The 12,592-nt window shown below is 73.7% G+C and carries 11 protein-coding genes; all 11 read right to left on the reverse strand.

The window, feature by feature from the left end:
* Positions 1-13 precede the first annotated feature (13 nt).
* Positions 14-994, reverse strand: coding sequence for a sugar phosphate isomerase/epimerase family protein (locus tag ACW0Q9_RS07950; RefSeq protein WP_456179356.1), 981 nt, complete (start codon positions 992-994; stop codon positions 14-16).
* Entirely contained in the window at positions 991-1,833 is an 843-nt protein-coding gene (locus tag ACW0Q9_RS07955; protein ID WP_456179358.1) for an SCO3242 family prenyltransferase, read from the reverse strand. The genes ACW0Q9_RS07950 and ACW0Q9_RS07955 overlap by 4 nt, the downstream gene beginning before the upstream one ends.
* On the reverse strand, positions 1,830-2,978 hold the full coding sequence (locus tag ACW0Q9_RS07960) for an inositol-3-phosphate synthase (RefSeq protein ID WP_456179360.1): 1,149 nt from the start codon (positions 2,976-2,978) through the stop codon (positions 1,830-1,832). The genes ACW0Q9_RS07955 and ACW0Q9_RS07960 overlap by 4 nt, the downstream gene beginning before the upstream one ends.
* 260 nt (positions 2,979-3,238) lie before the next feature.
* Complete coding sequence (locus tag ACW0Q9_RS07965) at positions 3,239-4,444, reverse strand: Gfo/Idh/MocA family protein (RefSeq protein ID WP_456179362.1); 1,206 nt, start codon at positions 4,442-4,444, stop codon at positions 3,239-3,241.
* A gap of 20 nt (positions 4,445-4,464) precedes the next feature.
* Complete coding sequence (locus tag ACW0Q9_RS07970) at positions 4,465-5,517, reverse strand: substrate-binding domain-containing protein (protein ID WP_456179364.1); 1,053 nt, start codon at positions 5,515-5,517, stop codon at positions 4,465-4,467.
* 91 nt (positions 5,518-5,608) lie between these two features.
* On the reverse strand, positions 5,609-6,718 hold the full coding sequence (locus ACW0Q9_RS07975) for an ABC transporter permease (protein ID WP_456179366.1): 1,110 nt from the start codon (positions 6,716-6,718) through the stop codon (positions 5,609-5,611).
* Positions 6,715-8,301 carry a sugar ABC transporter ATP-binding protein gene (locus ACW0Q9_RS07980; RefSeq protein ID WP_456179368.1) on the reverse strand — a complete coding sequence of 529 codons (1,587 nt, stop codon included), beginning with the start codon at positions 8,299-8,301 and terminating at the stop codon, positions 6,715-6,717. Before ACW0Q9_RS07980 ends, ACW0Q9_RS07975 begins: the two co-directional genes overlap by 4 nt.
* Positions 8,298-9,476, reverse strand: a complete 1,179-nt coding sequence (locus ACW0Q9_RS07985; RefSeq protein ID WP_456179369.1) for an ROK family transcriptional regulator — start codon at positions 9,474-9,476, stop codon at positions 8,298-8,300. The genes ACW0Q9_RS07980 and ACW0Q9_RS07985 overlap by 4 nt, the downstream gene beginning before the upstream one ends.
* Positions 9,477-9,734: 258 nt before the next feature.
* A complete protein-coding gene (locus ACW0Q9_RS07990) occupies positions 9,735-10,751 on the reverse strand; it encodes a YihY/virulence factor BrkB family protein (RefSeq protein ID WP_456179370.1) in 1,017 nt (338 codons plus the stop codon).
* 64 nt (positions 10,752-10,815) lie between these two features.
* Entirely contained in the window at positions 10,816-11,625 is an 810-nt protein-coding gene (locus tag ACW0Q9_RS07995; protein WP_456179371.1) for an ABC transporter permease, read from the reverse strand.
* A gap of 12 nt (positions 11,626-11,637) precedes the next feature.
* Entirely contained in the window at positions 11,638-12,432 is a 795-nt protein-coding gene (locus ACW0Q9_RS08000; RefSeq protein ID WP_456179373.1) for an ABC transporter permease, read from the reverse strand.
* Positions 12,433-12,592 lie beyond the last annotated feature (160 nt).

Consider the following 12,592-nt stretch of genomic DNA (forward strand, 5'->3'; position numbering starts at 1 on the left):
GGGTGGCAGGTGGTCAGCCACCGCCTTCGCTCTGCAGCCCCCCACGCAGCACCGGCGATCCGGAGGTGCTGCCTCCGCGGCTGCGGAGCAGAGGGGCCGAGTCGGTGGTCTGGTGCTGGTCGGGTGGGGCGGTCGCGGCGGCCGCCGCCGCCCGGGCGGCGGTACGTAGGAAGTCGAGTGAGCGGGTCGCGACGGCCGGGGCGGCGTGCGAGTGCCGGGGCAGCTCGACGGCGACGAGGCCGCGGTAGCCGGCGGCGGCCAGGGCGCGCAGCACCGGCGGGAAGTCGATCTCACCGGCGCCGAACTCCAGGTGTTCGTGCACGCCCCGGCGCATGTCGTCGATCTGCACGTTGACCAGGTGCGCGGCGACCGCCGCGACGCAGTCGGGCGCCGGGACCGGCTCCAGGCACCGGCAGTGCCCGATGTCGAGGGTGATGCCGAACCCGGGCGGCGCGCCGAGCGACTCCCGCAGGCGCCGCCAGCCGGCGATGTCCTCGACCAGCATCCCCGGCTCGGGCTCGAAGCCCAGCGGCACGCCGGCCGCCTCGGCCTCGGCGCAGACGGTGGCGCAGCCGGCGACCAGGCGGTCCCGGGCGACGGACTCGGGCACCTCCGGCGGGCGTACGCCGGCCCAGAACGAGACCGCCTCCGCACCCAGGTCCGCGCCGATCCGGACGGCCCGGCGGAGGAACTCGACGCGCCGGGCGGGATCGTCGTGCAGCAGGGTCGGGGCGTGCTTGTGCCACGGGTCGAGCAGGTAGCGGGCCCCGGTCTCGACCACCACGGCCAGCCCGAGGGCGTCCAGCCGCCGCCGGACGGCGGCCACCCGCCGGGTAAGCCCCGGGGTGAACGGGTCCAGGTGGTCGTGGTCCAGGGTGAGCGCGACGCCCTGGTAGCCGAGGTCGGCGATGACGGCGAGCGCGTCGCCGAGCCGGTGGTTCGCGAAGCCGTTGGTGCCGTACCCGAAGCGGAGGCTCGTCGCGTCGGCGGTCATGTCGGGGAGATCAGTCGGGCCAGGCGGTGGCCGAGGGGGGCCGCCGCGGCGACGGCGAGGCCGAGCAGCCGGGCGCCGGCCCGGGCGGTCAGCGCGCCCTGCAGCGCGGGCAGCCCGGTGATGCCGGCCCCGACGGCGGCGCGCACCCGGGCCGGCGACGGGTCGGCCAGCACCCGGGCCTGCGCGGCGCCGTACCGGCCGGCGTAGCCGGCGGCGAGCGCCACCGGCACCGGGTCGGGGCGGCCCAGCGCGGTGGCCGCGACCAGCGCGGTCCCGGCCAGGGTGGCCCGGGGCAGCCGCCGGTCGGCGCCGGAGACCTCGCGGCGGGACAGCGCGGTGACTGTCCAGGTGTGCGCGGCCACGGTCAGCGCGGCCGGCAGCGCCCGGACCGGCCGGCCGCCCGTCGCGCCGAGCAGCACGTCCAGCCCCCGGCAGGCGGCCATCACGGCCGGGCCGGCGGCGGTGTTCTTGGCCAGCAGGTCGTACCCCCAGATGGTGGCGGCGAGCGGGAGCGCGACGGCGGTGGCGCGGCGGCCCCCGGCGGCGCCGGCCAGGGCGAGCCCGGCGGCGGTCAGCCCGGCCGCGACGCCGAGCGCGGCGGCCGGGCGGACCCGGCCGGAGGGGATGGGCCGCTCCGGGCGCTCCACGGCGTCCAGCCGCCGGTCCGCCCAGTCGTTGGCGGCCATGCCGGCCCAGTAGAGCAGCACCGAGGCCCCGGCCAGCGCGGGCGTGCGCCGGCCCAGCGCACCGGCCGCCGCCGCGCCGGACAGCACGTCCCCCGGCACGGAGAGCGCGGCCGGTGCCCGGACCAGCTCGGCGAGGTCGGCCAGGCGGGTCATCGGGCCACCCCGGCGTGCAGGCCGGCGACGAACTCCCGGAGCAGGGTCCACTGCCCGGCCAGCGCGTGGGTGGGCGCGTCGATCCCGTCCTTGAAGAAGAAGGCCAGCTCGGTCAGCGGCCCGGTCCGGCCGGCGGCGTGCGCCGCGGCGGTGAGCCGGGCCAGGTCGAGCACCAGCGGCGCGGCCAGCGCCGAGTCGCAGCCGTGCCAGGTGAACTCCATCCGCATCCCGGTGCCCAGGAAGCCGGCGAAGGTGACCAGGTCCCACGCGGTCTTGAAGTCGCCCAGCTCGGCCACGTGGTCGATCCGGGTGTCGCCCTCCGGGACGTAGCCGAGGGTCTCCCCGAGCACCCGCTGCTTGCTGGCCACCTTGGCCGCGTTGGCGGCCGGTTCGGCGAGCGTGGCGCCGTCGCCGCCGCCGAGCAGGTTCACCCCGGACCAGGAGCGCACGGCCAGGTGCCGCATCGCGAACATCGGCGCGAGCACCGACTTCACCAGGGTCTCCCCGGTCTTGCCGTCGTGCCCGGCGTACGGCAGGCCGCACTCCTCGGCGAGCGCCGCCAGGGCCGGCAGCCGGGCCCCGGTGGACGGGGTGAAGTCGACGTAGGGGCAGCCGGCGGTGAACGCCGCGTACGCGTAGTGCGAGCTGGCCGGCAGCACCTCGGCGGGGCCGGCCAGCGCCGCCCGCAGCGCGGCGAGGTCGTGGTGCGCCGGGTGCGGCTCGGGCGCCGGTTCGGTGGCGGAGACGTTGACCACCACCACCCGGTCCAGCGCGTGCCGGCGGCGGAATTCGGACAGATCGCGGGCCACCGCGGCGGCCCGCTCGGCCGGGCTGCCGGCGGTCGGTGCGGGACGCAGCGCCGCCTCCACCTCCGCCAGCTCACCGGCGAGGGCGTCGACCAGCCGGCCGGGGAGCACCCCGGCGGCGGCGAGCGCCTCGGCGCGCTTGGTGAGCGGGGTGGCCACCACGTCGTGGCCGCCGAACACCAGGTCGGCGAAGGCGGGCAGGGCGGGCCCGCGCAGCTCGGGCAGCTCGGTGACACAGCCGGTCGGGTCGGTGAGCCCGGCCCGCAGGGCGAGCGCCCCGACCGCGCTGGTGGTCGCGACCGAGCCGCGCGCTCCCACCAGCCAGACACCCGTACGCATCGTGTTGCCTCCCCGTCGTCGAACCGGTCCGCCGGTGCGGCCGGGGAATCCCGGTCCGGCCGCACCGGACGGCCGTGCTGGTTTCGTGCCGGCCGTGGGTTCCGGCGGCGGCACGCTCCCCGGGAGCCGACCTCGTCCCCGCCGCGGGGCGCAACCGCGGCGGGCCCTCGCCGGTCGGCACCGGGAAGCCGTTCGGGCGGCGCGGACGCGCCGCGTGGACAACGTGTCGGGCGGCGCGGGCGCGCCGCGGGGCGGCTCGGTCAGGCGGCCAGTTCGGCCAGTGCGGGCTCCACCTCCGTCCAGGCGGCCCGCTCGGCGGACCGGTTCACGGCGTCGAGCACGAGCTGGACCTGCAACGCGTCGGCGAACGACGGCGCCGGGTCGACGCCGGTGGCGACCGCCTCGACGAAGTCGCGCATCTGGTGGGTGAAGGAGTGCTCGTAGCCGATGATGTGGCCCGGCGGCCACCACGCCGACAGGTACGGGTGCTCCGGCTCGGTCACCAGGATCCGGCTGAAGCCCTGCTCGCCGGCGGGCCGGGTGGCGTCGTGGAACTCCAGCTCGTTGAGGCGCTCCAGGTCGAACACCACGCTGCCCAGCGAGCCGTTGATCTCGACGCGCAGGGCGTTCTTGCGGCCGGTGGCGAACCGGGTCGCCTCGTAGGTGGCGAGCGCGCCGCCGTCCAGCCGGGCCACGAAGACCGCGGCGTCGTCGACGGTGACCGGGCCGGTCGCCCGGCCGTTGCCGTCGGCCTGCGCGGCCAGGCCGCTCGACCCGGCCGGCAGCGGCCGTTCCTTGACGAACGTCTCGGTGATCGCGCTGACCCCGGCGATCCGCTGCCCGGTCACGTACTGGGTCAGGTCGATGATGTGCGCGCCGATGTCGCCGAGCGCGCCGGAGCCCGCCCTGTCCTTCTGCAGCCGCCACACCAGCGGGAACTGCGGGTCGACGATCCAGTCCTGGAGGTAGACCGCCCGGACGTGCCGGATCTCGCCGAGCCGCCCGTCCGCGACGAGCTGCCGCATCAGGGTGACCGCGGGCACCCGCCGGTAGTTGAAGCCGCACATCGCGCGTACCCCGGCGGCCTGGGCCCGGGCGGCGGCGGCCGTCATCTCCCGGGCCTCCTCCACGGTGTTGGCCAGCGGCTTCTCGCACAGCACGTGCTTGCCCGCGGCCAGCGCGGCGAGGGCGATCTCGCAGTGGCTGTCCCCCGGTGTGCAGATGTCGACCACGTCGATCTCGTCGGACTCGACGAGCCGCCGCCAGTCCGTGGTGTGCCCGTCCCAGCCGAGCCGGCCGGCGGCCTCGGCCACCTTGGGCTCGTCCCGGCCACAGATGAGCGCCATCCGCACCCGGGCGGGCAGGTCGTACACGCGGTTCACGGTGCGCCACGCCTGGGAGTGCGCGGCGCCCATGAACGCGTAGCCGACCATGCCGACCCGGAGGACGCTGTCGTGAGTGGACAAGGTGGGTCTCCCCCCGTGTGTCAGAACCCGAGCTTCAGGTAGTTGCCCGCGTTCTCCTTGGTGATCGTCTCGGAGGCGAGCACGATCTCCTTCGGAACCTGGAGTTCGACCAGGTCGGACATGCCCTTGCCCTGGCCGATCAGGCGGGCCAGGGAGATGGCCGAGGAGGCCATCGACGGGCTGTAGGTGACGGTGGCCTTGAGCACGGTGTTGTCGGCCGCGATGTCCTCCATGGCCTTCTTCGAGCCGGCGCCGCCGACCATGAAGAACTCCTTGCGGTTGGCCTGGTTGACCGCGGCGAGGACACCGATGCCCTGGTCGTCGTCGTGGTTCCAGAGCGCGTCGATCTTCGGCAGCGCCTGGAAGAGCCCGGTGGCCTCCTGCTGGCCGGTGTCGGCGGTGAACCGCGCCGCCCGCCGGTTGGCCACCTTGAACCCGGCCTGGGCCAGGGTGTCGGCGAAGCCCTTCGACCGCTCCTGGGTCAGCTCCAGCTCGTCCATGCCGGCGATCTCACCGATCACCGGGTTGCTGACGCCCTTGGCCTTGAACTGCTCGATCATGTACGTCGCGGCGGCGACGCCCATGCCGTAGTTGTCGCCCTTGATCTGCAGCCGGTACGCCTTGGCGTCCGGGAAGGCCCGGTCGAGGTTGACCACCGGGATGCCGGCCTTCATGGCCTCCAGGCCGAACGCGTTGAGCTCCTTGCCGTCGTGCGGCAGCAGCACGATCACGTCGGGCTTCTGCGAGATCAGGGTGGACAGCGCCGCCCGCTGGGCCGCCGCGTCCGCGCCGGCCTCGACGCTCTTCAGCTCCACGTCCGAGTACGCGCCGGCCTGCGCCTTGGCGTTGTTGGTGATGGCGGCGATCCAGCCGTGGTCGGCAGCCGGGGCGGAGAAGCCGATGGTCACCTTCTTGCCCGGCTCGCTGTTGGCGCCGGTCGCCGCGGCCTTGGTCTGGGCGGCGGTCGGGGTCTGCTCGTTGCTGGTGCAGCCGGCGAGCAGCACGCCGGCGGAGAGCGCGGCCCCGCCGAAGAGCAGCCGGCGGCGTGACAGGTCGCTGCCCTGCGTTGTCATGACGGCCTCCTGAAATGAGGTGGTGGGGTGTTTTCGGGTGCGGTGGGCCGGACCACCGTCGGGTGACGGCGGTCTGGCGGTCGCGGTGGGATCAGGTGGTGGTGGCCCGGTTGCGGGCGAGGAACTGGCTGAGACTGCCGAACTGCACCTGCTGGACCAGGACGGCGACGACGATGATGCCGCCCTTGACCATGTTCTGGGCCTCGGTGGAGAGGCCGTTGATGGCGAAGAGGTTGGTGATCGTGGAGAAGATGATCACCCCGAGCAGGGAGCCGATGATGGTGCCCCGCCCGCCGCTGAGCAGCGTGCCGCCGATGATCGCGGCGGCGATCGCGTCCAGCTCGTAGAGGTTGGCCATCGCCGCCTGGGCGGAGGTGGCCTGCGCGGTCAGCATGACCGCGGCGATGCCGCAGCAGAGGCCGGAGAGCGCGTAGAGCAGCAGGGTGTGCCGCCGGACGTTGATGCCGGCGAGCCGGGCGGCCTCCGGGTTGCCGCCGACGGCCACCGTCCGGCGGCCGAAGGTGGTCCGGTTGAGCAGCACCCAGCCGGCCGCCACCACCGCGGCGAGGATGTAGACCAGCAGCGGGATGCCGAGCACGTTCGTGCTGGCGATGCCGTTGATGAAGGTGTCGTTCGAGACCTGGGTCTGCTTGTCCGAGATCTCGGCCGCCAGGCCGCGGGCGGCCACCAGCATGGCCAGCGTGGCGATGAAGGGCACCAGCCGCCCGTACGAGATGAGCAGGCCGTTGACCACCCCGACGGCCAGCCCGACGGTGAGCGCGCTGAAGATCATGCCGCCGGCGCCGTAGCTCTGGGTCGCGACCGTGGTGCACCAGACCCCGGCGAGCGCCACGATCGCGCCGACCGAGAGGTCGATGCCACCGCCGATGATCACGAAGGTCATCCCGACGGTGACCACGCCGACCACCGAGGCGAGCTTGAGGATGGTGAGCGTGTTGCCCCACACCCAGCTCGCGTCGCCGTAGAGGTCGGGCCGGGTCAGGATGCCGATGACGACCAGCACCACCAGGGTGGCCAGCAGGCCGAGGTTGCGCTTGACGCCCTCCCCGCCGTCGCCGCGCCACCAGGAGAGCCGGGCCGACGCGTCGGCCTTCGCGGTCTCGGCCGGGTCGACCGGCGGCGACTGGGCCGGCAGGTCCGCCGCCCGCTCCGCGGCGGCCGTGGGTGTCGTCTCGCTCATGCTGGCGCGCCTTCCATGAGGGACCCCGCCATGACGAGGTCGAGCACGGTGTTCTCGTCGAGTTCGCCGGCCGGGGCCTCGCGGACCACCCGGCCCTCCCGCATGACCAGCACCCGGTCGGCCAGGCCGAGCACCTCGGGCACCTCGCTGGAGACCAGCAGCACCCCCACGCCCCGCGCGGCGAGTTCCCGGATCACCTGGTAGAGCTCGGCCCGGGCGCCCACGTCCACGCCCCGGGTCGGCTCGTCGAGCAGCAGCAGCCGGGTCTCCCCGAGCAGCCACCGGCCGACCACCACCTTCTGCTGGTTGCCGCCGGAGAGGGTGCGCACCGGCCGGCGGACGTCCCGGGGGCGCAGCTCCAGCGAGGCGGCGATCCGGTCCGCCGCCTCCCGCTCCCGCCCGGCGTCGGTGAAGCCGAGGCGGGCGTACCGGCCGAAGGTGGCCAGCGTGACGTTGCGGTAGATCGGTTCGCCGAGCAGCAGCGCCTGGCTCTTGCGCTCCTCGGGGGCCATCCCCATGCCGGCCCGCACGGCCGCGCCGACGTTGCCCGGGCGCAGCGTCCGGCCGCCCATCCGGACCGTGCCGGCCTGGGCCCGGCGGGCCCCGTAGATCGTCTCCAGCAGCTCCGAGCGACCGGAGCCGACCAGCCCGGCGATGCCGACGATCTCTCCCGCTCGCACACCGAGCGAGACGTCGGCGAACTCGCCGTGCCGGGTCAGCCCCTCGACCCGCAGCAGCTCCTCGCCGGCCGGGTCGTCGGTGGGGCGGTCCGGGAAGACGTACTCGATGGTCCGGCCGGTCATCCGGGAGACCAGGTCGCGGGTCGGGGTGTCGCGGGCCGGCAGGTTCGCCGCGGTGGTGCGACCGTCCTTGAGTACGGTGACCCGGTCGCCGATCTCGCGGATCTCCTCCAGCCGGTGCGAGATGTAGATGACCGCGATGCCCTGCGCGGTGAGTTCCCGGATGATCCGGAACAGGTTGCCCACCTCGTCGTGGGCGAGCACCGCGCTCGGTTCGTCCATGATGATCAGTCGAGCCTCGTGGGAGAGCGCCCGGGCCATGCTGACGATCTGTTTGCCGGCGGCCGGCAGGTGGCGGACCAGCCGCCCGGGCGGGATCTCCGGGTGGCCGAGCCGGGCCAGGATCTGCCGGGTCCGCCGGGCCATGTGCCCGCGCCGGACGAAGCCGAGCCGGCGCGGCTCGTGGCCGAGGAAGGCGTTCTCCGCCACCGACAGGTCCTCGACCAGGTCGAGCTCCTGGTAGATGGTGGCAATGCCGGCCCGCATGGCGGCCTGCGGGTCGGCGAAGGCCGCCGGCTCGCCGCGCCACACCACCTCGCCGGAGTCCGGCCGGTGCACCCCGGCGAGCACCTTGATCAGGGTGGACTTGCCGGCGCCGTTCTGCCCGAGCAGGCAGTGCACCTCGCCGGCCCGCACCTCCAGCTGCACCCCGTCCAGCGCGCGTACGCCGGGGAAGGTCTTCACCACGTCGCTGAGGCGCAGCACCACCTCGCCCGCGACGGTGTCGGCGGGCGCCTCGACCAGCGGCTCGTTCGTCACCTCGACCTCCTCGCTGTCGTTCATGCCGCCTCCCCGAAGGCGAGGTCGCTGGCGAGCACGGCGGCGCCGGCGACGCCGGCGCGGGGGCCCAGCTCGGAGAGGACGACCGGCAGGTTGCCGGTGGCCAGCGGCAGCGAGCGGCGGTAGACCACGCTGCGGATCTCGGCGAGCAGGATGTGGCCGAGCTGGGCGAGCCCGCCACCGATCACGATCATCGACGGGTTGGTGAAGCTGACCAGGCCGGCCAGCACGCTGCCGACCCGGCGGCCGCCGTCGCGGATGAGCTGGATGCAGGTGACGTCCCCCTCGACCGCGCCCTGCGCCACGTCGAGCGCCGTCACGGCGCCCCGGGCGGCGAGCCGCTCGGCGAGCGCGGGCGACACCTCGGCACGGGCCGCGGCGGTGGCCGCCCGGGCCAGCGCGGCCCCGCTGAACACCGCCTCCAGGCAGCCGAGGTTGCCGCAGGAGCACATCGGACCGTTCGGGTCGACCTGGATGTGGCCGATGTCGCCGGCACACCCGTCGGTGCCCCGGTAGACCTCGCCGTTGAGGTAGATGCCGCAGCCGATGCCGGTGCCGATCTTGATGAACAGGAAGTCGTCCACCGAGTGGGCGACCCCGCCGTGCCGCTCGCCGATCGCCATGATGTTGACGTCGTTGTCGACCACCGCCGGGCAGCCGTGCTCGCGGGTGAGCAGCTCACGCACCGGGAAGCGGTCCCAGCCCGGCATGATCGGCGGGGAGACGGGCACCCCGTCCCGGAAGCTCACCGGGCCGGGAACGCCGATGCCGATGGCGTCGAGCCGCTCGTACGCGCCGTCCACCTTGGCCTTGTGCAGCAGCTCGTTGACCCGCTGCAGGGTCACCTTCGGCCCGGAGCGGATGTCGGCGGGCTCGGTGTAGGCGGCCACCGGCTCCAGCCGGCCGTTCACCACCTCGACGTCGATCGAGCTGGCACCCAGGTCGACCGCGGCGAAGCGCAGGTGCGGGCTCAGCTCGACCAGGGTGGAGCGGCGCCCGCCCCGGGAGGCGGCCAGCCCGGCCTCGGCCACGTAGCCGAGGTTGACCAGGCGTTCCAGCTCGGCGAGGAGGCGCGGGCGGGGCATCTGGAGCCGGTCGCCCAGCTCGGCACGGGAGACCGCCCCCTCGTCGCGGAGCGTTCGCAGGAGCTGTACGTGCAGGGGGTCCGCCGTCCGCACCGGGACTCACCTCCGCATCGGAGTCGTTCACATCGACGCAACGCCAATGTGTCGTGTCCGACACAGTAGGAGGCTTCGAGGTCACGTGTCCATAGCTTCGGCACATCTGGTCCAAACTTTTGTCCATCTGAGCAAAAGCACGGCGTGGATCATGGAAACTCCCGCCCGGACCGGCCGGCGACCCCCTCCGCGGCGCTGACAACACACCGCCGCCCCCGGCGCGCGAGGCGCGGCGGGGGCGGCGGATCGGTCGGCCGGTCAGCGGCGGCTGGCGGAGTTGCGCTTCTTCCTGAGCTTGCGGTCGTCGCGCAGCTCGACGTACGGCTCCTCGTCGGCCGGGTGCCCGGCCGCAATGGCGCGGCTGCGCTCCAGCTCGGCGTCGAACTCCGCGCCGAGCAGGATGGCGATGTTGCTCAGCCACAGCCAGACCAGGAAGATGATCACGCCGGCCACGGCGCCGTAGGTCTTGTTGTACGAGCCGAAGTTGCTCACGTAGAGGGCGAAGAGCCCCGAAACCACCAGCCAGATCACCACGGCGAGGATCCCGCCCGGGCTGACCCAGCGGAAGCCGCCGTGCCGGGCGTTCGGCGAGGCCCAGTAGAGGATCGCGAACATCAGGCTGACCAGCACCAGCAGCACCGGCCACTTCAGGATGTTCCACACGGTCACGGCGGTCGAGCCCAGCCCGATGGCGTCGCCCGCCTGCTCGGCCAGACCACCGGTGAACACCACGATCACGGCGCTGGCCAGGAGCATCACCCCGATCACCGCGGTCACGCCGAGCCGGATCGGCAGCGTCTTCCAGATCGGCCGCCCCTCCGGCACGTCGTAGATGCTGTTCGAGGCGCGCATGAAGGCGGCGATGTAGCCGGAGGCCGACCAGAAGGCGGCCAGCACACCGATGATCGCCGCGATGCTGGCCAGCCCGCCGGAACGGCCCGCCTGTTCGATCGCGCTCTCGATGATCTGGCGGATGTTCTCCTGCGGCACGGCCTCGTTGACGGTGTCCTTGACCCCCTCGGTGGCCCGCTCCCCGAGCAGGCCGAGCACCGAGATGAGGACCAACAGACCCGGGAAGATCGACAGCACCCCGTAGTAGGTGAGGGCGGCCGCCCAGTCGGTGAGGCTGTCGTCCTGGAACTCCCGGACCGTGCGCTTGAGCGTCGCCAGCCACCCCGTGCCGGGCAGGTCGGTGGGGCTGTCCGGCCCTTCGTCCGGGCCGACCGGCCCGGTCCGGTCGCGCCCGTGCCGGGCGGAAGACTCGTCGGCGGCCATGGCCCCTCCCTCGTCGTCGGTGTCGTCCCCACGACATGCCCCGGCGGGAGGGCCGGTTAACCACCTACTTGTACAACAACCTGCTCATCCGCCGGGAGGCGAGCGCCAGCATCCCGACCGTCAGCGCCACCAGGTAGGCCACGTCGAGCAGCCAGGACCAGCCGGACGCGCCCACGCAGATGCTGCGGATCAGGTGCACCGACCGGTAGAGCGGGGTCACCTCGACCACCCAGCGCAGCACCGCCGGGTAGGCCTCGGCGGGAACGAAGGTGCCGGAGAAGAGGAAGAGGGTGAACTGGGCCGAGCCCATCAGGTCGAAATCCTGCCAGCTGCGCATCAGCGTGGAGACCGTCATGCCGAGCGCGCCGAAGGCGAAGCCCACCAGCAGCGCGGCCGGGAACGCGGACAGGGCCCGGCCGGCGCTGGTCAGGTCCATCGCCACCATGATGCCCAGGAACGCGGCCGAGTAGAGCCCACCCCGGATCATCGCCCAGCCCAGCTCACCCAGAGCGATCTCGAACGGCTGCACCGGGGTCGCGATGACCCCGTCGTACAGCTTCATGTACTTCATCTTCCCGAAGAAGTTGAAGGTGGTCTCGGCGAGCGCCCCGCTCATCGCCGACGAGGCGAGCATGGCCGGCGCCACGAACGCCGCGTAGGAGACCACCTGGCCGCCGGGCAGGCTCAGGTCGCCGACCAGCGCACCGACCCCGACGCCGATCGAGAACAGATAGAGCACCGGCTCCAGGAAGCCGGAGAGCAGCACCAGCCAGTACGCGCTGCGCAGGGCGGTGAGGTTGCGCTCGGCCACCGAGGCGCTGCGACGCGGCGCGCCCTCGAAGCTGACCAGCCGGGGCAGGACGAGACCGACCACGACATCCCTCCCCTAGACGACGAGCTGACGGCGGAACACGCGCCGGGCCAGCCACCAGCCGGCGCCGGCCCAGGCGGCGAGGTAGAGCAGGTGGCCGGTGACCGACCACTGCGGAGCCACGCCGAGCGTGGCGGCCCGGCAGAGGTCCACCCCGTGCCAGAGCGGGGTCGCGTAGGCGACCTGGCGCAGCCCGCCGGGCAGCGACTCGACCGGGAAGAACACCCCGGCGAAGAGGGTCATCGGGATGATCGCGAAGCGGAACAGCAGCGCCAGGTAGCTGTCGCCCGGCACCGCGGCGGCGTACGCGAAGACCGGCGCGGCCACCGCCAGGCCCAGCAGCAGGCTCACCGGCAGGACGGTCACCGCCCAGGGCGAGCGCAGGGCCCCGAACAGCGCCGTCACCACCAGGAACGCCGCCGTGGTGGTGAGCACCCGGAACAGCACGAAGGCGAGGTGGCCGGCCAGGATGTCACCGACCCGCAGCGGCGCCGCGACCTGCGCGTGGTAGGTGCGGATCCAGCGGAAGTTGCTGAGCACCGGCCAGGTCGACTCGCCGACGGCGACCTGGAAGGCGGTGGAGGCGATCAGGCCGGGCACCAGCCAGTCGAGGTAGGACACGCCGCCCACGCCCCGGTCCACGTACGCGCCCACTCCGACGCCGAAGCCGAGCACGGTGAGCACCGGCAGCAGGAAGGACGAGAAGACCCCCGCCCGCCAGGTCCGGCGGTAGCCGACCAGGTGGTGGGAGAGCACCGCCAGGGCCGGCACCCGGGGCAGTGCCCGGCCGGACCGTTCCGCCACGGTCACGTGGACCACCCCCGTTCTCCGCCCACGTCGGCCTTCCTACCGCTCGGGTACGACAGGCCGCCGGTCACCCTACGACGGGCGGCGGACGGTGTCGCCGGGGTTTCCGCGCGCGCCGGCTCCTCGTGCCCGAACGAGATCTTGGACAGTTGCCGTTCGCCTC

It is taken from the genome of Micromonospora sp. I033, from assembly GCF_053890995.1.

Bases quoted from the DNA above. Each gene is read 5' to 3' on its own strand.
- ACW0Q9_RS07990 (WP_456179370.1), bottom strand. From the start codon at position 10,751: ATGGCCGCCGACGAGTCTTCCGCCCGGCACGGGCGCGACCGGACCGGG.
- ACW0Q9_RS07980 (WP_456179368.1), bottom strand. From the start codon at position 8,301: ATGAACGACAGCGAGGAGGTCGAGGTGACGAACGAGCCGCTGGTCGAG.
- ACW0Q9_RS07970 (WP_456179364.1), bottom strand. From the start codon at position 5,517: ATGACAACGCAGGGCAGCGACCTGTCACGCCGCCGGCTGCTCTTCGGC.
- ACW0Q9_RS07955 (WP_456179358.1), bottom strand. From the start codon at position 1,833: ATGACCCGCCTGGCCGACCTCGCCGAGCTGGTCCGGGCACCGGCCGCG.
- ACW0Q9_RS07950 (WP_456179356.1), bottom strand. From the start codon at position 994: ATGACCGCCGACGCGACGAGCCTCCGCTTCGGGTACGGCACCAACGGC.
- ACW0Q9_RS07960 (WP_456179360.1), bottom strand. From the start codon at position 2,978: ATGCGTACGGGTGTCTGGCTGGTGGGAGCGCGCGGCTCGGTCGCGACC.
- ACW0Q9_RS07975 (WP_456179366.1), bottom strand. From the start codon at position 6,718: ATGAGCGAGACGACACCCACGGCCGCCGCGGAGCGGGCGGCGGACCTG.